General features: G+C 65.5%; 24 protein-coding genes. 5 read left to right on the top strand and 19 right to left on the bottom strand.

Annotation, left to right across the window (positions count from 1 at the left end; genetic code table 11):
* Positions 1 to 79 precede the first annotated feature (79 nt).
* The 9 genes from ASF80_RS17145 to ASF80_RS17105 form a co-directional block, all read right to left on the bottom strand.
* Positions 80 to 1,102 carry a zinc-dependent alcohol dehydrogenase gene (locus tag ASF80_RS17145; RefSeq protein WP_056313311.1) on the bottom strand — a complete coding sequence of 341 codons (1,023 nt, stop codon included), beginning with the start codon at positions 1,100 to 1,102 and terminating at the stop codon, positions 80 to 82.
* A 15-nt stretch (positions 1,103 to 1,117) separates the two neighbouring features.
* On the bottom strand, positions 1,118 to 1,882 hold the full coding sequence (locus ASF80_RS17140; protein ID WP_157521115.1) for an SDR family NAD(P)-dependent oxidoreductase: 765 nt from the start codon (positions 1,880 to 1,882) through the stop codon (positions 1,118 to 1,120).
* 26 nt (positions 1,883 to 1,908) lie between these two features.
* Complete coding sequence (locus tag ASF80_RS17135) at positions 1,909 to 2,943, bottom strand: NAD(P)-dependent alcohol dehydrogenase (RefSeq protein ID WP_056313309.1); 1,035 nt, start codon at positions 2,941 to 2,943, stop codon at positions 1,909 to 1,911.
* A 14-nt stretch (positions 2,944 to 2,957) separates the two neighbouring features.
* On the bottom strand, positions 2,958 to 3,704 hold the full coding sequence (locus ASF80_RS17130) for a hypothetical protein (RefSeq protein WP_157521114.1): 747 nt from the start codon (positions 3,702 to 3,704) through the stop codon (positions 2,958 to 2,960).
* On the bottom strand, positions 3,599 to 5,062 hold the full coding sequence (gene xylB / locus ASF80_RS17125) for a xylulokinase (protein ID WP_056313306.1): 1,464 nt from the start codon (positions 5,060 to 5,062) through the stop codon (positions 3,599 to 3,601). The genes ASF80_RS17130 and xylB overlap by 106 nt, the downstream gene beginning before the upstream one ends.
* A complete protein-coding gene (locus ASF80_RS17120) occupies positions 5,059 to 5,709 on the bottom strand; it encodes a KpsF/GutQ family sugar-phosphate isomerase (RefSeq protein WP_157521113.1) in 651 nt (216 codons plus the stop codon). The genes xylB and ASF80_RS17120 overlap by 4 nt, the downstream gene beginning before the upstream one ends.
* 70 nt (positions 5,710 to 5,779) lie before the next feature.
* Positions 5,780 to 6,859 (bottom strand): substrate-binding domain-containing protein, encoded by a 1,080-nt coding sequence (locus ASF80_RS17115; protein ID WP_157521112.1) that lies wholly within the window; start codon positions 6,857 to 6,859, stop codon positions 5,780 to 5,782.
* Positions 6,860 to 6,888: 29 nt separating this feature from the next.
* The gene (locus ASF80_RS17110; RefSeq protein ID WP_056313302.1) at positions 6,889 to 7,875 is read right to left on the bottom strand and encodes an ABC transporter permease; all 987 of its coding nucleotides are present in this window, start codon (positions 7,873 to 7,875) and stop codon (positions 6,889 to 6,891) included.
* Complete coding sequence (locus ASF80_RS17105; protein ID WP_235560035.1) at positions 7,872 to 9,464, bottom strand: sugar ABC transporter ATP-binding protein; 1,593 nt, start codon at positions 9,462 to 9,464, stop codon at positions 7,872 to 7,874. Before ASF80_RS17105 ends, ASF80_RS17110 begins: the two co-directional genes overlap by 4 nt.
* Positions 9,465 to 9,621: 157 nt before the next feature.
* Between ASF80_RS17105 and ASF80_RS17100 the strand changes: the two genes are divergently transcribed.
* From ASF80_RS17100 to ASF80_RS17085, 4 genes are all read left to right on the top strand, one after another.
* Positions 9,622 to 10,551, top strand: a complete 930-nt coding sequence (locus ASF80_RS17100) for a sugar-binding transcriptional regulator (protein ID WP_056313299.1) — start codon at positions 9,622 to 9,624, stop codon at positions 10,549 to 10,551.
* A 261-nt stretch (positions 10,552 to 10,812) separates the two neighbouring features.
* Positions 10,813 to 11,880 (top strand): sugar ABC transporter substrate-binding protein, encoded by a 1,068-nt coding sequence (locus ASF80_RS17095; RefSeq protein ID WP_235560034.1) that lies wholly within the window; start codon positions 10,813 to 10,815, stop codon positions 11,878 to 11,880.
* Between the two features lie 77 nt (positions 11,881 to 11,957).
* The gene (locus ASF80_RS17090) at positions 11,958 to 12,797 is read left to right on the top strand and encodes an ATP-binding cassette domain-containing protein (protein WP_056313297.1); all 840 of its coding nucleotides are present in this window, start codon (positions 11,958 to 11,960) and stop codon (positions 12,795 to 12,797) included.
* Positions 12,794 to 14,053, top strand: a complete 1,260-nt coding sequence (locus tag ASF80_RS17085) for a sugar ABC transporter permease (protein WP_056313295.1) — start codon at positions 12,794 to 12,796, stop codon at positions 14,051 to 14,053. The genes ASF80_RS17090 and ASF80_RS17085 overlap by 4 nt, the downstream gene beginning before the upstream one ends.
* Before the next feature lie 149 nt (positions 14,054 to 14,202).
* On the opposite strand, the gene ASF80_RS17080 is transcribed toward ASF80_RS17085, so the two are convergent.
* Positions 14,203 to 14,643, bottom strand: coding sequence for a MarR family winged helix-turn-helix transcriptional regulator (locus ASF80_RS17080; protein WP_056313293.1), 441 nt, complete (start codon positions 14,641 to 14,643; stop codon positions 14,203 to 14,205).
* A 101-nt stretch (positions 14,644 to 14,744) separates the two neighbouring features.
* Between ASF80_RS17080 and ASF80_RS17075 the strand changes: the two genes are divergently transcribed.
* Entirely contained in the window at positions 14,745 to 16,199 is a 1,455-nt protein-coding gene (locus tag ASF80_RS17075; RefSeq protein ID WP_056313705.1) for an MFS transporter, read from the top strand.
* 56 nt (positions 16,200 to 16,255) lie between these two features.
* On the opposite strand, the gene ASF80_RS17070 is transcribed toward ASF80_RS17075, so the two are convergent.
* From ASF80_RS17070 to ASF80_RS17030, 9 genes are all read right to left on the bottom strand, one after another.
* Positions 16,256 to 17,506, bottom strand: coding sequence for a CaiB/BaiF CoA transferase family protein (locus ASF80_RS17070; RefSeq protein WP_056313290.1), 1,251 nt, complete (start codon positions 17,504 to 17,506; stop codon positions 16,256 to 16,258).
* Positions 17,503 to 18,654: a thiolase family protein gene (locus ASF80_RS17065; RefSeq protein ID WP_056313289.1), complete on the bottom strand. Its 1,152-nt coding sequence runs from the start codon at positions 18,652 to 18,654 to the stop codon at positions 17,503 to 17,505. The genes ASF80_RS17070 and ASF80_RS17065 overlap by 4 nt, the downstream gene beginning before the upstream one ends.
* 18 nt (positions 18,655 to 18,672) lie before the next feature.
* Positions 18,673 to 19,068, bottom strand: a complete 396-nt coding sequence (locus tag ASF80_RS17060; RefSeq protein ID WP_056313286.1) for a Zn-ribbon domain-containing OB-fold protein — start codon at positions 19,066 to 19,068, stop codon at positions 18,673 to 18,675.
* 24 nt (positions 19,069 to 19,092) lie between these two features.
* The gene (locus ASF80_RS17055; protein ID WP_056313285.1) at positions 19,093 to 20,076 is read right to left on the bottom strand and encodes a cyclase family protein; all 984 of its coding nucleotides are present in this window, start codon (positions 20,074 to 20,076) and stop codon (positions 19,093 to 19,095) included.
* Positions 20,077 to 20,121: 45 nt separating this feature from the next.
* Positions 20,122 to 21,057: an ABC transporter ATP-binding protein gene (locus ASF80_RS17050; protein WP_200934825.1), complete on the bottom strand. Its 936-nt coding sequence runs from the start codon at positions 21,055 to 21,057 to the stop codon at positions 20,122 to 20,124.
* A gap of 34 nt (positions 21,058 to 21,091) precedes the next feature.
* Positions 21,092 to 22,099, bottom strand: coding sequence for an ABC transporter ATP-binding protein (locus ASF80_RS17045; RefSeq protein ID WP_056313280.1), 1,008 nt, complete (start codon positions 22,097 to 22,099; stop codon positions 21,092 to 21,094).
* Between the two features lie 70 nt (positions 22,100 to 22,169).
* Positions 22,170 to 23,738: an ABC transporter substrate-binding protein gene (locus ASF80_RS17040; RefSeq protein WP_157521111.1), complete on the bottom strand. Its 1,569-nt coding sequence runs from the start codon at positions 23,736 to 23,738 to the stop codon at positions 22,170 to 22,172.
* A 56-nt stretch (positions 23,739 to 23,794) separates the two neighbouring features.
* Positions 23,795 to 24,700, bottom strand: a complete 906-nt coding sequence (locus tag ASF80_RS17035; protein WP_056313276.1) for an ABC transporter permease — start codon at positions 24,698 to 24,700, stop codon at positions 23,795 to 23,797.
* The gene (locus ASF80_RS17030; protein WP_056313274.1) at positions 24,697 to 25,689 is read right to left on the bottom strand and encodes an ABC transporter permease; all 993 of its coding nucleotides are present in this window, start codon (positions 25,687 to 25,689) and stop codon (positions 24,697 to 24,699) included. The genes ASF80_RS17035 and ASF80_RS17030 overlap by 4 nt, the downstream gene beginning before the upstream one ends.
* Positions 25,690 to 25,848 lie beyond the last annotated feature (159 nt).

Raw genomic sequence — 25,848 nt, 5'->3', positions numbered from 1 at the left:
GGGTGGCCGAACGGTCACACGAGCCCGGGTGGTGACCGTGGCACGGACGCAGGAGGCCCGTGCCACGGTGATCGGTACGTCAGGGGACGGTGACGAGCACCTTCACCTGCTCGGGGTCGTCGGACGCGGCGAACGCCTTCGCGGCGTCCTCGAGCGAGAAGGTGGCCGTGACGATCTCCTCGATGGGGAAGGGGCGACGTTCGAGGAGGTCGATCGCGTGGAGGACATCTTCCCGGACGTACATGAGGTTCCCGAAGATCTCGAGTTCCCGGTCCTGCACGAGGTCGAGTCTGATGGGCGTCTCGCCGGCGGGGACTCCCACCGTCATGAGCTTGCCGCCCTTCGCGAGCACGTCGATCGCCAGGGCGACCGTCGACGCGCGAGACACACCGTCGAACACCACGTGTGCGTGCCCGCCGAGGAGTTCGGTGGCGGTGGCGGCGGCATCCGGCAGCGTGGGGTCGAACGAACCGGCCGCGCCGAGACGTTCGGCGCGCGCACGCTTGGAGGGCAGAAGGTCGGCGACGACCACACGCTCAGCGCCCGCGTCCAGCGCCGCGACGGTCAGGAACAGGCCGATGGGTCCGGCCCCGAACACCACCACGCGTTTGCCGGACAGATCACCGGCTCGGCGGACGGCGTGCACGGGAGTCGCCAGCGGCTCGATGAGTGAAGCCCACAGGTCGTCGATGCTGTCGGAGAGCGGGATCACCCGGTCCGCGGCGATGACGAACCGGTCGGTCATGCCGCCGGGGGTCTGGCAACCGAAGACATCGAGAGTCGAGCAGATGTTGTATCGGCCTTGGAGGCACTGCTCGCAGTGCCCACAGGCCAGGTTCGGCTCGATCACGACCCGCTGGTCGCGAAGCGATTCGGAGACGCCTTCGCCCACCTCTGTGACGACACCTACGACCTCGTGCCCTGGCCAGAAGGGCAGGGACATGAAGGGGTGGCGTCCGTGAGCGGCGTGCATGTCGCTGCCGCAGATGCCGACGACGGTGCTCTTGACCAGCACCTCGCCCTTCTGCGGAGCGGGCGCCGGAATCTCCTCGACGCGGATGTCGTCGATGGAATTGACGACGATACGGCGAATGTCAGTCATGACTGTGTCCTTTCATCAGACGGCGGTGTAGCCGCCGTCGGCGACGAGCACGGACCCGGTGATGAACGACGCGGCGTCGCTCGCCAGGAAGACGACGCTCGGTGCGATCTCCTCGGGGAGGGCGAATCGCTGCTGCGGAGCATCCTCGACCCAGTAGCGCTGGAAGTCCGGACGATCGACCGGAGCCATCTCCGTCTTCACGTACCCGGGGGCGAGGGCATTCACACGGATGTTGTACGGTGCCCACTCGACCGCGAGCGACTTGCTGAGGTGGTGCACGGCCGCCTTGGAGGCGTTGTACGCCGGCTGCCACTGCGGGCGGTTGACGATCAGGCCCGACATGCTTCCGATGTTGACGATCGAGCCGCCTCCGGAGTCACGCATGTGCTCGCCCACCGAGATCGTGGCCTTCCACAGCGCACGGACATTCAGGTCCCACACGTTCTGCCATTCTTCATCAGTGACCGCGAACGACTCGTTGTGGTAGCAGGTTCCCGCGTTGTTGACGAGAACGTCGATCCGGCCACCGAGCCCGTCGAGGGCTTCCTGGGTCATCCGAGACACCTGCGCGTCGTCGGTGATGTCGGCGGCGATGGTGACGAACTCGTGACCGGCTGCTGCCGCTTCGTCAGCGACGAGCGCGTTGCGTTCTGCACTGCGGCCGACGATGGCGACGCGCGCGCCGGCCTCTGCGAGACCGAAGGCGAAGGCCTTGCCGAGACCCTGGTTGCCGCCGGTGACGACGGCGGTACGGCCGGTGAGGTCGAAGGGGGAAGTCATAGTGATGCCTTTCTTTATGACGGCGGTCAGCGCCGCGGGTAAACGATCGACTTGAGGCTGTCCGCGTCCAGGTCGCTGTCGAGCGCATCGCGGACGTCTTCGAGTCCGAAGCGTCCTGTGACGAGCGAGTCGAGCTCGACCTGGCCTGAGGCGACCATGTGGATGGCAGCGGGCCACGTATCGGTGTAGCGGAAGATGCCGGTGACAGAGACCTCGAGGTTCTGAATGTGCTCTACGGGCAGGTTCATCTCGGAGTTGCCCAGGCCCACCAGGACCGCGTAGCCGGCGGGACCCACAGCCTTGATTCCGGAGAACACCGCGCGCGGGGCGCCGGATGCATCGATGAATGCATCCACATCGAGGCCGGCCGTGGCCACATCCGTCTGCGCAGGGTCGATGACGCTGGTCGCCCCGTACCGAAGCGCGCGCTCGCGGCGCTCGGGCACCAGATCGCTGACGATGATCTCGGCAGCGCCGAAAGCCCGGGCCGCCTGGGCGCAGATGATCCCGATGGGGCCCGCGCCGGCGATCAGCACTCGTGATCCTGGAACGATATGTGCCTTCCGCATCGTCGTGATGGCGACGGAAAGAGGCTCGAGCAGCGCTGCTGCCTCATCCGAGAGAGAGTCAGGGACGGAGTGAGCGAACGCGGATTCGATCGTCACGTAGCCGGCAAAGGCTCCGTCGATCGGCGGGGTCGCGTAGAACTCCATGAAGGGGCAGAGGTTGTAGCGTCCGGCGAGGCACTGACGGCAGCGGTGGCAGGGCTTCTGCGGTTCGACTGCGACTCGCTGGCCCACGCGATCCGCGGACACATGGTCGCCGACTGCGACGATCCGGCCGGAGATCTCATGGCCGAGCACGATCGGGCGATCTACGACGAAGTCCCCGATCTTGCCGTGGCGGTAATAGTGGACATCTGAGCCGCAGACTCCCACGGCAGCGACTTCCACGAGGACCTCGTGCGGACCGGGTACGGGGACGTCGCGCTCCTCGATGGTGAGCTCGTTCTGTGCCAGAAGAACGCTGGCGCGCATCTTCTGCGGAGTTTCAGTGGTCATGGTGTTCCTTTCAGTCAGCTGGTGGTGAGCAGGGCGCGGCCCGAGATGATCGGGGACGCTCCGAGATCTGCGCACTCGCGTGCGAGGGTTTCTGTGACCCCGCCGTCGACGCCCACCGGCACTCGCCCGGCCAGGGCGCGCACTGTCGTGAGTCCCGCGGGGTCTGCGGCTTCGGTGGTGCCTGGGCGAATGAGCATGATCAAGAGTCCGTCGGCCCCGGCGACGGGGTCCGCAGGAGCATCGTGCGGAAGTTCACACCACACAGCAAGTCCCCTCTGCCGCGCGTCTTGGAGGGCGGAGTGATAGCAGTCCAGCAGTTCTCGGGAGAGACTGATCCGCTCGACACCGAGATCCAGGCCCATGTGAATGGCCTCCTCGATCGCTGCGTGGGTGTGAGAGTCGCGGGGGTCGCCTTCGACGATGAGATGCAGGTCGATACTCGCGTGCGGAAGCTCCGACCGCACAGCTCGGACCTGAGCAGGTGTGACGCCCCGGTGTGTTCCGTCCTGTCGCACGATGAGATCGACATGCACCGCGAGCCCCTCTGCATGAAGAGCGTGAGCGGCGTCCAGACGTTCGTGGGCTGGCGCCGCGAACAGGCTCCCGGCCAGTCCCCGCCCACTCAAGCTTCGACCCCATGGCGCGACCTTGACTTTCACGACCGGTCCAGGGCGCGCAGACCGGCGACTCGGTCGTAGGCGTCTCGAATCGAACGAGAAGTGGTGCGCGGGGTCGAGAGGACGCGTCGGCGCGGCGCCCATGCGTCGCGCTGAGCAGCGACGTCGATTCCGTGGGCGACGGCGGCAGCCTGCACCGCTGCACCCGCTGCTGTCGCTTCGGTGACGTCGGCCGTGAGAACGTCGCGGCCCAGCAGATCGGAGAGCAGCTGCGGGTATGCCTCCGAACGGGCACCGCCACCCACGATCAGGATGTCTGCGCCGGTGGCGACATTCATACGCTCGATGGCCTGTTGGCCCTTCACCAAGCCGAGCAGCACGCCCTCATACACCGCGCGGGCCACCTCTTCGCGAGTCGTGTCGGTGGTCAGGTGCGCGAGAATCCCCGTCGCGCCGGGCAGGTCGGGAGTGCGTTCACCGTCGAGATACGCAGCAAGCATCGGACCCACACGGTCAGAGGGCGCGGCGAGTGCGAGACGCGAGAGCTCCTCGTGTGGTGCGCCGAGGATCCGGCTGAAGGTATCTGTGACCTTCGCCGCGTTGAGAGTGCTCACCAGCGGCATGAAGCCGTCGGTCATGTCGGCTACGCCGTCGACCCATCCGGTCTCGTCTCGCACGGCCTCGTTCGTGACGGTGGATACGACTCCGCTGGTGCCGATGGAGTACACGACGTCCCCGGTGCGAACTCCCAATCCGAGCGCCGCTGCATGCTGGTCGCCGCCCCCCACGCCTACGGGGATCTGACCGGTGATCCCGAGCTCCGCAGCGGCAGCTGGTGTCACATAGCCGGCCACGTCATCCGGCCGGCCGACCTGGGGGAGCATCTGCTCCCACGGAGTATTGCTGCTGATCTCACGCAGGAACTCCGGAAGGTACACGTTGCGATCCGCGTCGTAGTAGCCGGTTCCCGAGGCTTCGGACCGGTCTGTCACGAAGTTCCCCGTGAGGCGGAAGGTCAGGTAGTCGTGGGGGAGGAGAATGTGCCGCGTGCGCGCGAAGTTCTCTGGCTCCTGCTCGGCCAGCCAGGCGATCTTCCCGATCGTGAAGGCAGCGGTGGGCAGTGTTCCGACGCGGTCGATGACGTTCGTGGACCCGAGGCGCTTCAGAAGCTCGCGCAGCTGCGGGGTGGAAGTGGTGTCGTTCCACAGCTTCGCCGGGCGGATCACCTCGTTCTCGTCGTCGAGCGCGACCAGCCCGTGGCATTGCGCCGCGACCGAGACCGCTTGCACCCTGCCGCCGGGGACCTGGGCGATGGCATCGCGGAACGCGGACACGAGCGCCGACCACCATGCCTGTGGCGACTGCTCGCTGACGGGGGGAGTCACCGGCGGGTGCGGCGCGCTGCCCCGGGCGACCACGCGGCCGGTGTCCAGGGCACGCAGCTCGACCTTGGTCGACTGGGTGGAGGAGTCGATGCCGGCGACGAGTGGGAAGCCGGTCACGAGTCGAGTCCTTGGTCTTCGGGAAGTTCATGCTGAACTCCCACGTAGCCTCCGGGGTGGATGTCGACGACGTCTTCCCACGAGTGGTCACGGAGGCGCATCAGAGTGGCTGCCAATGCATCCCCCCAGGCTCCCACGACGAGCGTGGACCCCATGGCGATGAGTCCACCCGGGTCGGCGTCGACCGGATCCGTGCGAAGCCGAACCACCGTGCTGGCGGCCGCCGCGAACGGCGAATCAGGCTTCTCTGTCACGGCCAGGACGTGCACTCCACGAGCAACGAGGCGAGAGGTGAGCTGAATCAGTTCGTCACTCCGTCCGCCCTTCGAGAAGGCGATGACGTAGTCCGAGGCCGAGATGGCTCCCATGCCGCCGTGGAGCGCGTCCAGGCAGGGCAGGTAGAACGCGGGCGTGCCGGAGACAGCGAGGAGGTGTGCGAGGCGTTCGGCCATGATGCCGGATGTTCCCGTGCCGGTGGTGACCACTTTTCCCTCGAGCGCGAGGACGGCCTGAACGATCTGGGCGAAGTCGGGGCCGATCTGGGCGGGGACTCCGCTGAGCGCTCGGGCTTCGCGTTCGATCACGCCGCGAGCGGTGGACACGATGCGCGAATCGACATCGTCGTGGAGGTCTTCGAGAGACGACACGGTGTTCTCCTGATGGATCGGGGTGGGGAGGACGGGAGGCGGCCGATCGCTCGACCGCCTCCCTCGGTGGTTACTCGCGGGTCTGGCCCGGGAGATCCTCGAAGGCGATGTCGCCGGTCTTGAGGTTCTCTTCGATCAGCTCGGACAGGCCTGCGAGGAAGGTCTCGCGGTCGGAGACGACGTGCTCGATGGCTGCATCGACGTTCTCCGAGGTGATCGGAGGCATCAGGTAGACGGTGTTCTTCTCCACGTCCTCACCGCGCGCGATCTTCGCGGCGACGGCGACTCCGGTGGCAAGCTGCACCGTGCCGTTCTGCAGCGAGGTGCCGATGAAGGTGCCGTCCTTGACGGCGTTCAGACCGTCCTCGATGCCGTCGATCCCCACAACGGGAACATCTGCCATACCGGCCTCGCGGAGAGCCTGGAGGGCACCGAGTCCCATGTCGTCGTTCTGGGAGATGACACCGTCGATGTCGTCTCCGAAGGCGGAGATCCAGTTCTTCACTTTGTTGACGGCCTCATCGCGGCTCCAGTTCGCGGTGTCCTTCGTGAGCACCTTGATGTCCGGGTTCTCGGCGAGCACCTTGTCGATGCCGGCGCCGCGGTTGATCTCACCGGATCCGCCGAGGGGGCCCTGCAGGATGACGACATTGCCCTTGCCGCCGAGCTTGTCGACCATCATCTGGGCTTCCTGGGAGCCGGCTGCGACGTCGTCGGGCTGCACACTCGCGGTGATCTCATCGTTGTTGAGCGTTGCGTTGACGTCGAGGATCGGGATTCCAGCCGCGACGGCGGCCGATACCTGTGGCGCCAGCGTGTCGGCCTGCACGGGCACGACGACGATCGCATCGACGCCTGCCTGGATGTACTGGTCGACCTGCGAAGCCTGCGTGGTGACATCGTTGTTCGCCGAGTTCCAGAGGATCTCGATGTTGTTCTCCTCGGCGTAGGTGTCGATCCCCTCCTTGCCCTCCGTGATGAAGGAGGACATGTTGTAGACGGTGACGCCGACGGTGACTCGCTCAGGGCCGTCTCCGTTGTCCTGCTGCGCGGACGGATCGCCAGCTCCGCAGGCGGTGAGGGCTACCAAGGCGGTTGCTGCGATGCTGACGCCGGCGATGCGGCGGCGCATGCTGTGTGAGATCTTCATTGATTTCCTTTCTCAGGTGTGGTGCAAGGTCAGGATCGCCGCTTGGCGGCCCAGACGTCGACGGCGACGGCCGCGACAATGAGGACACCCTTGATGACGTCCTGCCAGTAGGCGGGAATGGTCAGGATGTCGAGTCCGTTGTTGAGTGTCTGGATCAGAAGGAGTCCCAGTGCGGTGCCCCATACGGTGCCGCGTCCGCCCAGGAGGCTGGCGCCACCGATCACGACGGCGGCGATCGCGTCGAGCTCGTAGCCCTGACCGAGGGTCGGCGCTCCGGTGATGACTCGAGATGCGAGCATGATTCCCGACAAGCCGGCGAGAGCGCCGCTGATGGCATAGACGGAGAAGAGGACGCGCCCGGTCTTCACTCCGGCGATCCGCGCCGCGAGTTCGTTTCCACCGACGGCGTAGACGCGCATGCCCCACGCTGTGCGACGCATGACGATTCCGAGACCGATGATGCCCACGATCATGAGGATGACCGGGATGGTGAGACCGAAGAACTGGGTGTTCGCGATGGCGCCGAACTCCGAAGGCAGGCCGTTGATCGGGGCACCGCCTCCGATGACGTAGGCGAGACCGGAGGCGAGAGTGAGCATTCCCAACGTGGCGATGAACGGCGGGACCTTCATCACCGAGACCACGAAGCCGTTGATGGACCCCGCAGCGAGTCCGACCAGCACGGCGACGACAAGGGCCAGCCAGATCGAATCAGGGAAGGTCTTGGCCGCCAATGCTCCTGCCATCGCGCTCAAGGCGATCACGCTGCCGACCGAAAGGTCGATGCCACCGGTGAGGATGACGAGTGTCTGTCCGAGGGCGATGAGGGCGAACGGTGCGGCGGCCACCAGGATGGTCACCACGTTGTCCGTCGTCGCGAACCGGGCGCTGCGGTACATGAAGTACCCGATCACCACGAGCAGGACGAGCACCATGGCATAGCGCACCGCGATGTACTTGGCGAGCGCGATTACTCTGTGTCGACCGCTCTGGGCGGTCAGTGTTTCGGTGCTCATGCGGAGCGTCCCTTCTTGTGGTGAAGCTGCTCATCGTGCTTGGTGTCGACCAGTCCGCTGGCCAACCGGAAGATGGTGTCCTGTACATCGGGATCGCCGAGCTCGGCGCGAGTGAGCGCTCCGACGAGGCGTCCTTCGCGCATCACGTAGGCGCGGTGCGAAAGGCTGAGGATCTCCGGCATGTCGCTGGACGCCATGACGACTGCCATGCCTTTGGATGCGAGGTCGAGAATGATCCGATAGATCTCGCTCCGTGCTCCGACGTCGACGCCTCGGGTGGGCTCATCGAGAAGCAACACGTCCACATCTCCGACGAGCCATCGGGCGAAGACGACCTTCTGCTGGTTGCCGCCGGAGAGCGTCTCCATGCTCTGCTTGAGTCCTCGGCTCTTCAGCCTGACCGCAGTCGTCGCCTGCTGAACCGCTTCGCGGCGGCGTCCTTGACGCAGCCATCCCGCGATGGTGAAGGACTTGAGTCGAGGCAGGCTCCCGTTGTCGAGGATGTCCATGCTGAGGACGCCTCCCGCGCCTTTGCGATCCTCCGGCACGAGTGCCATGTTCGCGGCGATGGATGCGTCGGGGCGGTTGCGGCGGACCTTCTTGCCGCGGACCAGGATCTCGCCGTCGAGGGTGCGGCGCATGCCGAAGATCCCTTCCATCAACTCGGTCCGGCCGGCTCCCACGAGCCCGGCGAGGCCGACGACCTCTCCGGCGCGTACGGTGAGGCTGACGGGCTCCTCCGCGCCGTCCACCTGCAGATCGCGGACTTCGAGGATGACGTTCTCGCCATGCTCGGGCAGCTCGGGGAACAGATTCTCCAGTTCTCGGCCGATCATCGCCGTGACGATCTCATCGTCTTTCACGGCCTTCATCTCGGTGTCGAGGACCAGCCGGCCGTCGCGCAGCACGATCACGTGGTCTGCGAGCTCCCGCATCTCTTCCATCTTGTGCGTCGTGAACAGAAGAGCGACGCCTTGATCGCGCAGCTTGCGCATGACGCTGACCAGTCGCTGAACCTCCCGCACCGCGATGGCGCTGGTCGGTTCATCCAGCAGGACGACTCGCGCTCCCGTCCTCGTCGCCTTGATGATCTCGATGATCTGGCGGATGCCGACGGGGAGCGTGCCCATCCGACGATTCGGGCTGATGTCGACGCCGAACTCTTCCAAGTCGCGGGCGGCCTCTTCAGCCATGGCCTGGCGACGGAGCCCCGTCGGGCCCTTCAGCTCACGACCGATGAAGATGTTCTCGTACACCGTCATCTCGAGCATCGACGCGAGTTCCTGAGGAACGATAGCCACGCCGTGACGGGTCGCAGCGGCAGAGTCCCCGGTGGGCAGCTCGTCTCCGCGTACAAGGACAGTGCCGGCGTCGGCCCGATACTGACCGGAAGCGATCTTCATCAGAGTCGACTTCCCTGCGCCGTTCTCGCCGGCGAGGGCGGTGATCGTTCCGGGCCTCAAGCTGAGCGACACGCCTCGTAGAACGGGGATGCCGGAGAAAGCCTTCTCGACGTCACGTACCTCGAGGGCGACGGGGTGCTCGCCCATCCCCGTAGGAACGGCGGCCGACTCGGTGTAGTCCATCATTTCGTCCTCCTGCGACGGGTCATTCCGTCGCGGTTCTCGGCCCGACCCTGGGCCGCTTGCGACAACGATAGAACACGATTCTCAAATGGGCAACCCTTGCGCTCAATTGAGCGCTAGGGTGGCTTGAGACTAGATTGATCCTGTTGAGGGGAAGCCAATGAAGCCAGACGAGCTGGTCCAGCTGACGCATGCGGCGCGACGTTTCTACATCGACGGTGACAGCCATGTAGGGATCGCTGCTGAACTCGGCGTCTCTCGATTCAAAGTCGCGAGGATGATCGAGAAGGCGCGCGAGCTGGGCATCGTGCGCATCGAGATTCAAGAGCCATCGGATGTCGACACCCACCTCTCGATGGCGCTGACGAGGAAGTTCGGACTGAAGCGAGCCGTCGTCGTGCGCACGCCCAGCCCTGAGCCTGAGGCGATCCAGGAGGTGCTGGGTCGTGCTGCCGCCCAATTGCTGGAAGAGATCGTCGTCGAAGGGGACATGCTCGGCTTCACTTCCGGGCGGACACTGAACGCGATGGCGCGTTACCTGAATCACCTTCCGACCTGTGACCTCGTCGCTTTGGGTGGTGTGGCGGGGCCCGTCAAGGAGCACTCGGTGGAGATCATCCGTCGCGTGTCCACCACCAGTCGCGGCGCGAGCTATCCGATCTTCGCGCCCCTGATCGTTCGGAGTGCGACGACAGCGGCGGCGCTTCGTTCGGACCGTCTGATCGCCGACGCCTTCGCGCACTTTCCGCGCGTGACCAAGGGTGTCGTCGCGGTCGGATCCTGGGTTCCACCGAACTCGCAGCTCTACGACGCAGCCGACGAGCTCGGACTGGCGCAGAAACTCGTGCATCGGGGGGTCGTCGGTGAAGTGGCCGCGACCCTCTACGACGCCAACGGCGCGATCGTGCCTGATCTCAACGACTTGACGATCGCGATCACAGCCGAGCAGCTGAAGCAGATTCCGGAGGTCATCGCAGTGGCTGGAGGTGCGTCGAAGACGAACGCCGTGCGCGGTGCGCTGCGGTCGGGGCTCATCCACTCGGTCGTGACGGATTCTTCGCTGGCAACGCGGCTTCTGGCTTCGAGCTAAACGCTCCGGCTGTACGTTCGGCGCCCCGGGAACTCGATTCCCGGGGCGCTGCGTGCGTGAGGCGTGAAGTCATCTCATCGGGCGCCGGGGGAAGCGTAGCAATTCCGAAAGCGCTCACTTGAGCGACGATGTTTGACAATTGAGCTATTTCGATGGCAGGGTCATTCTCGTTCCCGAGCGACCGGTCTCGACCGGCTCCTGCTCACCGCCATCGTCGGCGGAATCGTCAATGCCGACACCGCGAATCCATGGAGACCTGCAATGAAGCACAAGAACATGCGTCTGATCACGCTGAGTCTGGGGGCCGTCGCGGCTCTCGTCCTCTCGGGTTGTTCCGCCACGAACGACAGCGGAGACGAGGCCCTCACGATCGCTTTCCTGATGCCGGAATCGAACACCACTCGGTACGAAGCTTTCGACAAGCCTCTGTTCGAAGCGGCCATCGAAGAGCTGGCCCCGGGGTCGAAGGTGCTCTACTCGAATGCCAACGGCGACCCGACTCTGCAGCAGTCGCAGTTGGAGTCCGTTCTCGCCCAGGGGCCCGACGTGGTGGTGCTCAACGCCGCCGACTCCGTTCAGGGGGAGGGGCTGGTCGACACGGCAAACTCCGCAGGGGTCCCCGTGATCTCGTACGACCGACTGATCGACAACGAGAACGTCGGCTACTACGTCTCCTTCGACAACCCTCAGGTCGGTGTCCTGCAGGCGCAGACGCTGGTCGATCACCTCACCGAACAGGGCGTGACCACCGGGGATCTGCTCATGGTCAACGGTGCGCCGACCGACCCGAATGCTGCGCAGTACAAAGAAGGTGCGCACAAAGTCATCGACGGCACTGATTTCACCATCGTCGGTGAGTTCGATACTCCGAACTGGGCGGCCGCCGACGCGCAGCAGTGGGTGGAGGGGCAGCTGGGAACGATCGATCGAGACTCGCTGATCGGCGTGTACGCCGGCAATGACAGCACCGCAAGTGGGGTTGTAGCCGCCCTCATCGGAGCGGGAATCTCTCCGGTACCGCCGGTGACCGGCCAGGATGCCGAGCTCGAGGCCGTCCAGCGCATCGTCGCCGGAACTCAGTACATGACCGTGTACAAGTCGATCAAGCAGCAGGCCACGGACGCCGCCGAGGCTGCGGTCGCACTCGCGCGCGGTGATGAGCCGAAGAGCAGCTCCGAGACGAACGGCATCCCCACGACGCTGCTCACCCCGGTCGCCCTGACCGCTGAGAACATCTCGGACACGGTCATCGCGGACGGCGTCTACACCGCCGAAGAGATCTGCACCGCAGAGCTCACCAGCGCTTGCGCTGAGCTCGCTCTCAAGTAACGCGAAGGGGGCGGCGCGCTCATTGCGGTCGCCCCCTTCTCTCCGGCTGCTCGCCACCCATCAAGGAGCCCGAACGAATGTCTTCGATTTCTACCAACCCACAGGCGGATGCCGCCACTCCGATCCTCGAACTCCGCGGGGTCAACAAGAGGTTCGGCGCTGTCCAGGCGCTGTCCGACATCACCCTCTCTGTCGGCCGAGGCGAAGTGGTCGCCCTGGTCGGCGACAACGGCGCAGGCAAGTCCACTCTCGTGAAGATCATCGCCGGCGTGTACCAGCATGATGGCGGCCAGATCCTTCTCGATGGCGAGCCTGCGCACTTCGGGGGCCCCGGCGATGCACAGCAGGCCGGAGTGGCCACCGTCTTCCAGGACCTGGCGCTCTGTGACAACCTCGACGTCGTCGCCAATCTCTTTCTCGGCAAGGAGATGAAGAGAGGACGCATGCTCGACGAGGCGGCCATGGAGCATCAGTCCTGGAATCTGCTCAAGCAGCTCTCGGCGAAGATTCCCTCTGTCCACATTCCGATCGCCTCACTTTCGGGCGGTCAGCGTCAGACCGTGGCGATCGCTCGCTCTCTCCTGGGTGAGCCGAAGCTGATCCTTCTCGATGAACCGACCGCTGCGCTGGGAGTCGCACAGACCGCTGAAGTCCTGAATCTGATCGAGCGCATCCGCGACCGGGGCCTCGGCGTGATCGTCATCAGCCACAACATGGCCGACGTGCAGGCTGTCGCGGATCGCATCCTGGTTCTCCGCCTGGGCAAGAACAACGGCATCTTCGATGCGACGACCCCGACGGAGACGCTCGTCGCCGCCATCACCGGAGCCAGCGACAACGTCGTGACTGCGCGAAACAAGCGCATCGCGGACACCGCGACCATCCGAACCACCACGTCGGAAGGACGACGAGCATGACCATCACGAGCACCAATGCCACCACCCCACTCGATCTTCAGGATGAGCGCCTCATCGCCGGGCGCGGACTCGCAGGCGCCATCTCCACCGCAAAGGACCGGATCTCCAGCGGCCAGCTCGGCCCCTTGCCGGTCATCGTCGGATTGCTCGTCATCGGGGGGATCTTCCAGATCCTCAATCCGAACTATCTCTCGGCGTACAACGTGTCCAACCTTCTCTGGCAGTCGGCGGCGGTCGGCCTCATGGCCCTCGGCGTCGTCGTCGTCTTGCTACTCGGAGAGATCGATCTCTCCGTGGGATCGGTCGCTGGACTCTCGAGCGCGGTCTTCGCTGTGGGCGCAGTCAACCAGGGGTGGCCTGAGGTGCTCGCCCTCGTCGCAGCGTTGGTCTCGGGCGTCGTCGTGGGGATGATCTACGGGTTCTTCTACACGCGGTTCGGTGTTCCCAGCTTCCTCATCACCCTCGCCGGCCTTCTCGCGCTGCAGGGCCTTCAGCGACTGGTCATCTCCACGGGGCCCGCCAACTCGATCGCGCTTCCGCGAGACACCTTCCTGGTTCAGGTCGGCCAGACCTTCGTGCCGCTCGGAGTCGCACTCGGACTGCTCGCGCTCACGATGATCGGTCATCTCGCCGTCGGTCTGTCCGGGCGGCGTCGGCGTCTTTCCTTCGGGTTGTCCGCACCCTCGATGAAGTCCCTGGTCATCACATCCGTCGTGATCTTCGTGGTTCTTTCACTGCCGATCCTGTTCACGTACAGCGATGGCGGGCGCGGTATCGCCGTTCCCGTTCTGATCTTCGTCGGGTTGACGATCGTCTTGGACATCGCCCTGCGTCGCACCGGATGGGGGCGGTCCGTCTACGCGATCGGTGGCAACGTGGAGGCTGCACGTCGCGCGGGCATCAAAGTCGACCGTGTGTACATCTCGGTGTTCGTGATCTGCTCCACCCTTGCCGCAATCGGCGGACTCATGCTCGCTGCGCGTGCGGGATCTGCCTCTGTCGCCACCGCTGCGGCGGATGAGAACCTCAACGCCATCGCTGCCGCCGTCATCGGCGGAACCAGTCTGTTCGGCGGCCGTGGGCGGGCGTGGTCGGCGTTGCTCGGAATCCTGGTGATCTACGCGATCTTCAGCGGACTCAACCTGCTCTCGCTGCCTGATCCCGTCAGATACATCATCATCGGAGGAGTTCTCCTCGTGGCCGTCGTGACAGACAGCCTGTCTCGACGCACGCGGCAGGCCTCCGGCCGCGCGTGATCGGAGGGGCACCGGGGCCGCGCGCGACGTGATCGTCCGCGCGGCCCCGTTCAGGAGCGCCTGACGATGGGGCGAGCAGGCGTACCTGCCCTACAAGCGCCCGACTGACGGCGCTGTCCGCGACTGCTGAGGGCAGAGCTTGGCGCGGGTCAGCGTCGAGCAGAAGTGTAGTTCTCGATGTCGGCGTTGAACCGGTGGAGCATGTCTGCGAACTGCGACACCTCGTCGTCGGTCCACTTGGTGAGGATCCGCTCGAGAGCTGTCACAGATCGCTCGCGCACGGTCGCGAGCCGATCTCGGCCGTCTGGGGTGATCTGGAACTTGCGCGCGATCCCGCCTGCGGGGTCCGGGATGCGATCGAGGAGCCCGGCGCGCATCGCTGAACCGGTCTGACGCTGGACGGTTGACGCGTCGAGCCGGAAGATCTCACTGAGTTCGCCGATCGACTTCGGGCCCTCGGCGTCGATGCGGCTGAGCAGGAGATAGGCGCTTCGCTCGAGCTCCTCATCGGTCTTGCGCTGCAACTGGGCGATCGCGTATCGGCTCTGCACCATCTGCTCGTACTCGATGTCTGCGATACGACGTTCCATGGTTCTCCTCATCCGGTTCCAAGCCTACTGCATCTTGTGTATAGTACATATGCACTATGCATACGCAGTGCATGATGCACGTCGCCCCGATGGGAGCCCTCATGTCCGCACCCACCCGAACTCGCCGCCCGGGCGTGATCGTCGCCGTACTCGCGTTTGCGGGCATCGCCTCGTCGATCACCCAGACGATGGTGACGCCGCTGATCGCCCAGTTCCCGGTCATCTTCTCGACCTCGTCGGCGAACACGGCGTGGATCGTCACGGCGACCCTGCTCGCCGCAGCAGTCGCCGTACCGATCTCCGGACGGCTCGGCGACCTGTTCGGAAAGCGACGGATGATCCTGGTGCTTGCCGTGCCGCTGATCGTCGGCGGGATCGTCTGCGCGGTCGCGCCGACTGTCGAGGTCATGATCGTCGGGCGTGCGCTGCAGGGGATCGGATCGGGAATGGTCCCGCTGGGAATCGCTCTGCTGCGCGACGTAGTGCCGCGCGAGAAGCTCTCGTCGTCGATCGCGACCGTGAGCGCCACGCTCGGGGTCGGCGGTGCCATCGGAATACCGCTGTCGGCCGCCGTCGTGGAGTTCGCACACTGGCGGGTCCTGTTCTGGGCCGGCTCGGCCATCACCGTTCTCGTGGTCGTCGCTGTATGGACGCTCGTTCCCGTCCTGCCTCCAGGGGCGAGAGGCCAGCGCTTCGACTGGGTCGGCGCCTTGGGCCTCGCCGCAGGATTGGTCGCTCTGATCCTCGCCATCTCGAAGGGAACGGAATGGGGCTGGTCATCCTGGATCACGCTCGGACTGCTGGGCTTCGCGCTCGTCGTCTTCGTGCTGTGGGGTCTCTGGGAGACCAAGACGCGGGACCCGCTCGTAGACCTCCGAACCACCGTTCGCCCTCGCGTGCTCCTCACCAACATCGCCTCGATCTTCGTCGGCTTCGGCATGTACGCGAGCATGCTCGTGATGCCGCAGCTCCTGCAGCTACCCGCGGCGACCGGTTACGGGCTTGGGCAGTCCGTCCTTGCCGCGGGGCTGTGGATGGCGCCCGCCGGACTCATGATGCTGCTGCTCTCGCCTGTCGGTGGGCGGATGACCGACGCGCGGGGCCCCAAGTTCACTCTCGTCGTAGGCGTCGGGATCCTCGCCGTCGGATACGGCGTCGCACTTCTCGGCATGGGAAGCACATGGGGGTTGCTGGTCACAGGCATCGTCATCAACAGTGGCGTCGCTCTCGCCTACGGCGCAATGCCGGCGCTGATCATGGGTGTGGTTCCGCGCAGCGAGACCGCCGCGGCGAACGGCTTCAACACACTGATGCGCTCGCTCGGCACAACGATCGGCGCTGCGGTGATCGGTGTCGTTCTGGCGCAGATGACCAATCCGATCGGCGGCGTCGATGTTCCGTCGGAGGAGGGCTTCAGAGTCGCGCTCATCGTCGGTGCCGGCGTCTCCGTGGTCGCGGCAATCGTGTCGGCGTGCATCCCCGCACACAAGGGCAAGACTGCAGCGGCGGCACCCTCGGTGAAGGAGCGAGAACTCATCCGCGTCGCCACCGACTAGCCATCGCATTCTGCGATGACCTCGAACGTCATTGCGGATCGGCAGATGCCGGTCGGTCAACCTGCCGGCATCTGCTGAGCGAACGCGCGTGCTCCTGCCGGGTCGTTGGTCAGCACGCACCCGGAGTCGACGAGCGCCTGAGCCTCGTCGATCGAGTAGCCCAGGTCCGTGGTGAGAACCTCGAGCGAGTGCGCACCCAGCTCCGGCGGATACGTTGCGGGCTGCTCCTCGACACCGGCGAAGGTGATGGGCGTCGCGACGTTCTCGAACGCATGGGACTCCCCGGCGACGTCGATGAGCGACCCGTCGTCCGCACTCCTCGCGTCGCCGAGCGCTTCGAGCACGTCCTTCACCGGGGCGACCGGCACCGACGCGTTCGTCAGCGCCTCGACCCAGTGGGATGACGGCGCGGACGCGAACGCACTCTCGAGGATCTCCCACAGAGCGTGTCGGTTGTCGAGTCTGTGTGCGGCATCGATGAAGCGCGCGTCGGATGCAAGCTCGTCGTGCCCGACCACGGTGCAGAGAGACTCCCACATCTTCTGGGTGTTGGCGGTGACGACGAATTCCTTGCCGTCGCCTCCCCGGAACGAACGATAGGTCGCGATCGAATCATGTCCGGCGCCCTGCGGGGCCGGTGCGACCCCGGTGACCAGGGTGTACAGCGCTTGGTAGGACAGCATGGCGAGCTGGCCCTTCAGCATCGAGACATCGATCAGGCGGCCGGTTCCGGACACGTCACGCGCACGGATGGCCGCGAGAATACCGATGACGGCGTACAGACCGGCCACGACATCTCCGGCAGGGATGCCGAGCCTCGCGGCCGGCGCTCCGGGATGCCCCGTCAGACTCATGACGCCGCTCATCGCCTGCACGACCATGTCGTAAGCGGGGCGGCCGCTGAGGGGTCCCTCTTGGCCGAAGCCGCTGATCGACGCCCAGATGAGGTCCGGTCTGCGGGCGAGAGCATCGCTGGGGGCGAGGCCCAGCCTCGCCATCACACCCGGGCGGAAGTTCTCGATCACGATGTCGGCCGAATCGACCAGACGGTTCAGCACAGCCATTCCCGCGTCGGACTTCAGATCGATCGCGATGCTCCGCTTGTTCCGATTGTTCGCCAGGAAGTACGCGCTCTCGTCGCCGATGCTCGGCCCGGCGATCCCGCGGCTCGAATCACCGGTGATCGACTCGACCTTGATGATGTCGGCGCCGAGGTCGCCGAGGAGCTGGGTGGCGGACGGCCCCGAGAGGAACGTCGTGAGATCGACGACCCGCAGTCCGATCAGCGGCTGGTCCGCACTGTTCATCTCGCTCCCTCGAAGATATGGATGGTGCACGCGCCATGATCCAGGCCGGCAGTGCCCCCGCCCGTGACGTGGGTCATCGCCCACTTCGCGTCATCGATCTGGCGCCGTCCGGCCTGCCCGGTGAGCTGCCAATAGGCTTCGGCGATCTGTGCCACGCCGCTCGCACCGACCGGGTGACCCTTCGAGAGGAGCCCGCCGCTCGGGTTCACGACGACATCGCCCCCGAAGGTCGTCCTGCCGTCTCGGATGAGGTCCGCTCCGTGCCCGCGCTCAGCCAGACCGAATGCTTCGTAATAGATCAGCTCAGCGATCGAGAAGGCGTCGTGGAGCTCGATCATGTCGAGGTCCTTCGGCTCGATGCCCGCCTGTGCGTAGGCGTCGCGAGCGGAGTCGTAACTGATCTCGGGTTTCGTCATATCGCGGAAGCCCTCTGCGACATGGCCCGAGTGCAGCACGGACGCCGCGACCCGGATGCTGGGCGAGCGATCGAGCTTCGCGCGGGCGCGGTCGGAGGCGAGGACGACGACCGCCGCGCCGTCTCCGGTCGGGCAGCACATGAGCAGGGTGAAGGGGTCTGCGACGGGCCGCGCCTGCAGCACCTCGTCGACCGTCACCTCTTTCTGGAACTGTGCGAACGGGTTGAGCGCTCCGTGCTTGCGGGCCTTGACGCTCACCAGCGCCAGGTCCTCCGCGGTCGCGTCCGTGTCGTAGAGATAGCGCGTGGCGCGCATCGCATAGACCGCGGGCATGATGATGCCCTGCTTCACCTCTCTGTCTTCTGGGGAGAGAGGCAGGGTTCCACCGCCGAACTGCGTCAGCTTCTCGACGCCGATGACGACAGCGACGTCGATCACGCCTTCCCTGATCGCCGACCACGCCTGGTGCATCGCCGTGGCGCCGCTCGAACAGGCGTTGTCGACGTTGACGGTCGGGATGGTTCCGAGGCCGATCTCCTTGCAGATCCGCTGCCCCGTCATCATTCCACCGTAGGAATGGCCGACGAAGACGGCGTCGATGTCGGACTTCTCCACCCCGCCCTCGCGGAGGGCGTCGATCAGCGGCGGAACTGCGAGTCCGACATACGAAGAACTGCGGTGTTTGCCGAAGGGGATCATCGCGGCCGAGATCACATGCACATTGTCACTCATGGTGAGCCTTTCTTCGGGTTACTTGTCGGCGATCGGCGTGAAGTGCCATGCGTCACCATCGGTGACGAGGCGGACTGTCGTATCGGGTCGCAGATCGCCGGCCGCATCGCTCAGATCCGTCAGCGTCCGCACATCGACGCCGTCGAGATCGACATACCCGATCGCGCGGGGCCTGTCGCCGCCGACATGGATTCGGGTGAACGAATAGAGCGTGCCCGTCTCCGGCAGGCCCACGCGAGTCACGTCCTCGCTCACGCAGTTGCTGCAGACGATCCGCTCGCCGAGCATCGCGGTGCCGCAGCGGTTGCAGCGGGTACCGACCAGGCGCAACCCCTCGGGGAACCGCCCGATCGGGTGGTCGGTGTCGAGGTCGGCGATCGGTACCGAGACCGAGCCGTCCAGTGTGGTGTTCATTGAGTTCTCCTGAGTGGGTGGCGGTCAGTAGAGCAAGAGCGGATTGATGATCACACCGGTCGAGCGGTGGATGGCCGTGGGGGCAGCGATGAGCTGGCCGACGCTCGTCCCCGCCGCGCGGAGTGCGGCGGCGGCCGGTCCGATGAGGGAGTTGTCGACGAGGCACAGCCCGATCGCCCAGATCAGGTCGTGCACCTCGAGACGATGCATCGAGTTGCTCCGCCCGTCATGGAAGTCCCACACGACGAGGCCCGCGCCGGCCGAGGCGATCCATCGAGCTCCCGACTCGCCGACTCCGGGGCGCGGCTGCAGCACGGCGCCTGGCGTGTACGAGTTTCCTGCTGCCTCGAAGCGGTCTCGCCCCTGGTAGATGATGAGCGCATCACCGGGTTCGATCTCGACCCCGGTGGCGGCAAGCGCGGCGTCGAGGTCTTCCGCCGTCACGGGTTCTTCGGCGGTGACCCACTCGGTGCCCCGGACGGCGGGGATGTCCAGGAGCACTCCGCGGGTCGCGATGCCGTGCTGCGCCCAGGCGACCATGGTGTCCTCGTCGGTCTGCGAGTCCTCGATGGGGATGCCCCCGTGCCACGTGCCGTCGGCGCCGATGTGCGCCAGGCCGTCCATGTGCGTGTTGTGGATCCCATGGGCGTCGTACCTGATGATGTCGCCGCCGTGAGCGCTTCGACCATGCGCGCCGGCCATGACCTCCAGCTCGACGCTGCCATGGCCGTCGGGGAGTTCGACGACGGCCAGCGCCTGCCACTGCTCCTTCTCTCTCGCCATCGCATCCGCCAGCTTCGCGAGCTGCGCGGGTCTCGTCTCGATCTCGCGCTCCAGCGACACCGCGCGGCCCATTCGCACGGCTGCGACGCCTCGCAGCCGTGCGGCCTCGTCGATGAGCGCGATCGAACCGCGGCACTTCCGGCCGTCGGTGTGCCGCTCGGCTGCATGCTGCGCGGCGATCTCGTGTGCCCAGGGGAGAAGGGGATCGGGCAGTCGTTCTGCCATGTCGTGCTCCTTGCGGTGAGAACTCGGGTGATGGTCGGGAGTGTGTCAGTCCAGCGGGAAGTGGCAGGCGGCGTACTGGCCCGGTCTCACTTCGCGCATCGCAGGCTCTTCTTGCGCGCACTTCTCCTGAGCCAGAGGGCAACGAGCGCGGAAGCGACATCCCGAGGGTGGATTCAGCGGCGAGGGGATGTCACCCGAGAGCGCAGGCCCGGTGAACCCGCCCTCCACTTCGGGGTTGGGGACGGAGTCGAGCAAGGCGCGCGTGTAGGGGTGAGCCGGACGCTCGTACACCTCGACGGAGTCGCCGAACTCGCAGGTCTTGCCGAGATACATGACCAGAACGTTGTCGCTGAAGCTGCGAACGACGCCGAGGTCGTGCGCGATGAAGATGATCGACAGGTCGTACTTCTTCTTGAGCTCCTCGAGGAGGTTCAGGATCTGGGCCTGCACGGAGACGTCCAGCGCCGAAATCGGCTCATCGCAGATGAGCAGCGTGGGCTCCACGGCGAGGGCTCGCCCGATCGCCACGCGCTGCGCCTGCCCGCCCGAGAGCTGGCGGGGGAGCATCTCCGAGAATCTCTCGCTCGGGAGTCCGACCTGCATCAGAACGTCGTGCGCTCCTGCCGATCGCTCCTTCTTGGAGGCGCCGTCGATCGCGGCTCCCTCCATCACGAGTTCGTTGACGGTGCGTCGCGGATTGAGTGAGCTGACGGGATCCTGGAAGATCATCTGCATCTCGCGTCGCAGCTCTCGCATGCGTCGAGAGCTGACCTGCTCGATCGCCTCGTTCTTGAAGCGCACGGTGCCGCCCGCGATCGGATCGAGGCGCAGGACGGCCCGACCGGTCGTCGACTTGCCGCAGCCGGATTCGCCGACGATTCCGAGAGTCTCACCCTGCAAGAGGTCGAAGCTCACCCCGGCGACCGCTTTGAACGAGCCCGACGACGTGTGGTACTCGACCTCGAGGTCTTCGACGGACAATGCCGCCGCGTCTCCACGCAGATGTGCGCTGCCACTACCGGCCAATGAGCTCACCTTCCTTCGTGTTCACAGGGTGGAAGCACGCGACCGCGTGCTCGGGGGCAGAGGCGCCGACAGCGATCATCGGCGGCTGGTTCGAGGCGCATTCCTCGGTGGCGGCAGGACACCGGGCGGCGAAACGGCATCCGGCCGGGGGATCCGTCGGGGAGGGGAGTGATCCCCTGATCACGTTGAGGGGTGCATGCCGAGCGTGCTCGATGGTCGGGGTCGCACCGAGCAGCGCGCTGGTGTACTGGTGCTGCGGCGTGGTGAACACCGTGTGGCTCCGCCCGACTTCGGCGAGTCGCCCGGCGTACATGACGGCCACCCGCTCGGTCTGTCCGGCGACCACATGGAGATCGTGGGAGATGAGCATGACGGACATGCGCCGCTCGAGCTGGATGCGTCGCAGCAGATCGAGGACCTGGCGTTGAATGGTGACGTCCAATGCGGTCGTCGGCTCGTCGGCGATCAGCAGTTCCGGTTCGCATGCGAGGGCGACGGCGATCATCACTCTCTGGCGCATGCCGCCGGACAGCTCGTGCGGGTAGGCCCGCAACCGTCGTTCGGGGTCGGGAACACCGACCTCCTGCAGCAGCTTGAGCGATCGGGTGTGCGCCTCGGACTTGGAGACTCCGAGATGGCGGCGCATCGTCTCGCTCAGCTGCCTCTCGATCCGCACGACGGGGTTCAACGACCGGCCCGGATCCTGGAAGACCATCGCGATCTGGGTGCCCCAGATCTCCGCGAGCTCCTTCTTCCGCAGACTCAGCAGCTCGCGACCTCGGAACAGCACGGACCCGGTCAACGCGGATCGCGCGGGCATGAGCCCCATGACCGCGCGGGCCATGACCGACTTTCCGGAGCCTGATTCCCCGACGATGCCGAGTGCTTCTCCGTGATCCAGAGAGAAGGTCACCCCGTCGACGGCCTTCACCACTCCGCGGGGGGAGCCGATGTAGGCGTGGAGGTCGGTGACCTCGAGCAGCTTGCTGTCGCTCATCGCGTGCCTTTCTTCGTCGAGTCTTGCGGATGATGCGGGGTGCTCCGCGGTCGGAGCACCCCGCTCGGGTCTACTGCTGCAGCCAGATCTCAGCGACACGCGGTGTGGTGTAGCCGTACATCACGACACCCTGAACCTTGTCGGTGGTGATCAACCCGTTGTAGTAGGCGCTGACGAGCGCATAGGGCACGAGCTCGGCGAGACGTTCCTGCACGATCTCGTACTGGGCGGCCTCCTCCTCGGGGGACTGCGCCTTTCCTGCGGCATCGAGAGCCGCGTCTGTCTCCGGGTCGCTGAAGCGCGAGTAGTTCGAGGCTCCTGCCTTGCTGTGCAGGGCACCCCACAGGCGACCGGTGGGCTCGGTGAACGCCATCGACGACGTGGTCAACTGGTAGTCACCGGCGGTGGTGAACACTCCGGCCTCGTTCGCAGGCTTCTGATCCGCCTGCACGGTGACGTTGTCGTACTGCTTCAGCTGCGACTGGATCGAATCGAACGTGCCCTGCGCGGACGGTCCTGGAGTCATCGAGTAGGAGAAGTTCAACGGATTGCCTTCGGCGGCCAGCTCGTCGAAGAGCTCCTGTGCCTTCTCGGGGTCGTGCTGCGAGAGAGGCACGTCAGCGTAGAGCGGAGAGTCCTCCGGGAAGAGTGTCGTCGGGACGGAGGGGTAGCCGCCCGTTGCCGCGTCCGAGATGGCCGCCAGATCGAGCGCGTACACGACAGCCTGGCGTGCGCGCAGATCGTCGAACGGCGCCTTCGAGGTGTTGAACATCAGTCCGGTGCCACCGTTGAACTGGTACTGGTGATTCACGAAACCCGCGGCCTCGGCGTCGTTGAACGCGAAGGCATCGGAGTTCAGAATGGCGTCGACGTCTCCGGAGATCAACGAATTGAGCCGCTGCGTCGTGTCGGACACGCCCTGCACCTCGATCGCATCGAGGTACGGGCGAGGAGAGTCGAAGTAGTTGTCGTTGCGGACGAGCTTCGTGATGCCGTTCGGCGTCCAGCTCTCGAGGGTGAACGGCCCGGCGCCGATCGGGTTCTTGTTGAACGCCTCCGGGCCCGCCTCCAGGGCTTCGGGTGACGCGATCCACTGCAGTGCGTAGACCATGAAGTTCGAGACGAAGCCAGGGTTGGGCGCCGACATCGTGAGCTTGAGTGTGAGGTCGTCGACCACCTCGGTCTCAGCGATCTGGCCGGCGAATCCGGCGCTCGCAGAGCCGTTCGTCGGATCCTTGATGCGGTCCCAGTTGTACTTGACCGCTTCGGCGTTGAAAGGGGTGCCGTCGGAGAACTCGATCCCCTCCTTCAGGACGATGTCCCACGATGCCCCGTCGTCCGAGGTCGTGAAGCTCTCGCACATGTTGCAGTCGGACTCGCCCGTTTCAGGATTGGGCACGAGGAAGTCGCCGTAGAGCGCGCTGTATGTGATCGGCGTCGACGTCGAGCTGAAGACCTGCACGGGGTCGAATCCGTTGGTGGGGAACGCCTCGACGGCACGGAGGGTACCGCCGCTGATGGGGTCCCCGACGGGAGCGCCGGCATCGGGGCTGCCGGAGTCGGCGCCACCGCATCCGGCCAGGGCGAGCACCGTTGCAGTCGCGAGTGCGACCAGCGCGGATTTCCTCTTTGAAATCACAATGACCAGCTTTCTTTCTCAGGGTAGGACGGGTTGGTGAAGGGGTGGTATGAGGGTCAGGCGCCGCGATCGAACCGCTGCCGAAGGTGCTCTCCGGCCTGGTTCAGCGCGAAGACCGTGAGGAACAGGACCGCTGCGGGAACGAAAGTCATGTAGGGCTGTGCGCGAAGCACTGCGGCTCCGGCGTTGATCATTCCGCCCCAGCTCGGAGTGGGCGGCGGGACACCGAGGCCGAGGAAGCTCAGCGAACCCTCGGCCACGATGAGAGCGGCGATGACGAGCGGAAGATACGCGGCGATCGAGGGGACGACGTTCGGAAGGATCTCCCGGACGAGGATCCGGCTGCTGCTGGCGCCCATGTTCTTCGCTGCGCGGACGAAGTCGCGACTCGCCCATGCCATGGTGTTGGCGCGGGTCAGGCGAGTGAACGTCGGGATGCTGCTGACTGCGAGGCCAACCAGAAGGACCCAGATGCTCGGCGAGAAGATCGCGGTGATCGCGAGGAGGAGCACGAGCACCGGGAACGACAGCACGACGTCAGCGATGAGCGTGATGACCCAGTCGACGCCGCCACGGAAGTACCCGGCGATGAGACCGAGGAACATCCCGACCGTGACGCCGATGGCGGCCGCGCAGGTTCCGACGACCAGGGAGATCTGAGCTCCGAAGATCAGTCGCGACATGAGCGATCGACCGACTGCGTCCGTGCCCAGCCACAGAGCGAACGGTTCGCTCAATGACGGCGCCTGACGGCCCGGACCCGCGATCTCGTCGTAGCTCGGGATCGGAAGCGCCGGCGCGAAGATCGCCAGGAGCACGATGAGAGTGATCCAGATGTAGGAGAACCAGACCAGCACGGAGAACTGCTTGCGCAGTGGAGCGATGACCGGCTTGCCGCTGTGGGCGACTGTGCGACCGATCTTCCTGCCGGGGCGTGTCGTGATGCTGATGGTGGGAATCATGCGACGACCTCCAGGGTCTTCGGGCGTGCGCGCTTCCTGGCCCTGGGTCCGCGGCGGACCCGGGGATCGATGAGTCCGTAGCTGATGTCGACGACCATGTTGACGACGACGAAGACGAGTGCGATGAAGGCGACCACGCCCTGCACGGCGATGACGTCGTTCGTGGTGACGGCATTCGCGATGAACTGTCCCAGGCCGGGGAGCACGAACAGCATCTCGACGATGATGGTTCCTCCGATCAGGCGCGCGAGGCTCAACCCGGAGATGGTGAGGAGTGAGAAGGATGAAGGGCGGAAGGCGTGCCGGAACATGACGTAGCCGCCGGACAGGCCCTTCGCTCGAGCAGCGGCGATGTAGTCCTCACGGAGGGTGCTGATCAGGTCTGAGCGCAGCACGCGGTGGAAGGCGGCGATCTCGGTGATCGCTGCCGCCAGCGCGGGGAGGAAGGCCGCTCGGAGGTTGCGTCCCAGGCCGTCTTCGATGGGAACCCACCCGAGTGCGGGAAAGAGGTTCATGTTCACCGCGAAGGCGAAGATCAACAGCGGGCCGGCGACGAACGCGGGAACCGAGAGGAAGACGGATGTGATCGCGCTCACCGTTCGATCCACTGTTCCGTCAGGGCGGCTCGCGGAGATGATCGCCAGCGGAATCGAGATCAGGAGCGAGATGACCAGGGCGAGGAGCGCGATCTCCAGTGTCACGGGGATGCGATCGACGATCGACTGCATCACGGGGATGTGCGTGATCGGTGATGATCCGAGATCGCCGCGTATCGCGTGCCAGAGCCAGTCGAGATACTGCACGATGAACGGGCGGTCGTATCCGAGTGACGCATTCAGTGCGGCGACGCTCTCGGGTGTCGCCTCTTCGCCGAGGATCGTCTGTGCGACGGAACCGGGTGCGAAGTTGAGCAGCAGGCTCACGCTGAACGTGACCAGCAGGACGACCAGGAGGCCGTAACCCAGCCGTCGAAGCGCGTTAGACCACATCACGACCCCCGAGGATCGTGCTCTCCGCCTCAGCGGTGCCTGCAGTGTCCGTACTCAATTCGACTCCTTCGTCGGACGGGTGCTGCTGTTCTTTATAACGGAACGCAAGTTCGGTAATACGAACAGCTTGGCCAGCATGCCCGACTCGCTCGAGCGTTG

It is taken from the genome of Microbacterium sp. Leaf159 (assembly GCF_001423615.1).
GTDB lineage: Bacteria > Actinomycetota > Actinomycetes > Actinomycetales > Microbacteriaceae > Microbacterium.
This window is presented reverse-complemented; position numbering and strand designations above follow the sequence as displayed.

Bases quoted from the DNA above. Each gene is read 5' to 3' on its own strand.
- ASF80_RS17145 (WP_056313311.1), bottom strand. From the start codon at position 1,102: ATGACTGACATTCGCCGTATCGTCGTCAATTCCATCGACGACATCCGC.
- ASF80_RS17140 (WP_157521115.1), bottom strand. From the start codon at position 1,882: ATGACTTCCCCCTTCGACCTCACCGGCCGTACCGCCGTCGTCACCGGC.
- ASF80_RS17135 (WP_056313309.1), bottom strand. From the start codon at position 2,943: ATGACCACTGAAACTCCGCAGAAGATGCGCGCCAGCGTTCTTCTGGCA.
- ASF80_RS17130 (WP_157521114.1), bottom strand. From the start codon at position 3,704: ATGGGCGCCGCGCCGACGCGTCCTCTCGACCCCGCGCACCACTTCTCG.
- ASF80_RS17115 (WP_157521112.1), bottom strand. From the start codon at position 6,859: ATGAAGATCTCACACAGCATGCGCCGCCGCATCGCCGGCGTCAGCATC.
- ASF80_RS17110 (WP_056313302.1), bottom strand. From the start codon at position 7,875: ATGAGCACCGAAACACTGACCGCCCAGAGCGGTCGACACAGAGTAATC.
- ASF80_RS17105 (WP_235560035.1), bottom strand. From the start codon at position 9,464: ATGATGGACTACACCGAGTCGGCCGCCGTTCCTACGGGGATGGGCGAG.
- ASF80_RS17100 (WP_056313299.1), top strand. From the start codon at position 9,622: ATGAAGCCAGACGAGCTGGTCCAGCTGACGCATGCGGCGCGACGTTTC.
- ASF80_RS17095 (WP_235560034.1), top strand. From the start codon at position 10,813: ATGAAGCACAAGAACATGCGTCTGATCACGCTGAGTCTGGGGGCCGTC.
- ASF80_RS17090 (WP_056313297.1), top strand. From the start codon at position 11,958: ATGTCTTCGATTTCTACCAACCCACAGGCGGATGCCGCCACTCCGATC.
- ASF80_RS17085 (WP_056313295.1), top strand. From the start codon at position 12,794: ATGACCATCACGAGCACCAATGCCACCACCCCACTCGATCTTCAGGAT.
- ASF80_RS17080 (WP_056313293.1), bottom strand. From the start codon at position 14,643: ATGGAACGTCGTATCGCAGACATCGAGTACGAGCAGATGGTGCAGAGC.
- ASF80_RS17075 (WP_056313705.1), top strand. From the start codon at position 14,745: ATGTCCGCACCCACCCGAACTCGCCGCCCGGGCGTGATCGTCGCCGTA.
- ASF80_RS17070 (WP_056313290.1), bottom strand. From the start codon at position 17,506: ATGAACAGTGCGGACCAGCCGCTGATCGGACTGCGGGTCGTCGATCTC.
- ASF80_RS17065 (WP_056313289.1), bottom strand. From the start codon at position 18,654: ATGAGTGACAATGTGCATGTGATCTCGGCCGCGATGATCCCCTTCGGC.
- ASF80_RS17060 (WP_056313286.1), bottom strand. From the start codon at position 19,068: ATGAACACCACACTGGACGGCTCGGTCTCGGTACCGATCGCCGACCTC.
- ASF80_RS17055 (WP_056313285.1), bottom strand. From the start codon at position 20,076: ATGGCAGAACGACTGCCCGATCCCCTTCTCCCCTGGGCACACGAGATC.
- ASF80_RS17045 (WP_056313280.1), bottom strand. From the start codon at position 22,099: ATGAGCGACAGCAAGCTGCTCGAGGTCACCGACCTCCACGCCTACATC.
- ASF80_RS17035 (WP_056313276.1), bottom strand. From the start codon at position 24,700: ATGATTCCCACCATCAGCATCACGACACGCCCCGGCAGGAAGATCGGT.
- ASF80_RS17030 (WP_056313274.1), bottom strand. From the start codon at position 25,689: ATGTGGTCTAACGCGCTTCGACGGCTGGGTTACGGCCTCCTGGTCGTC.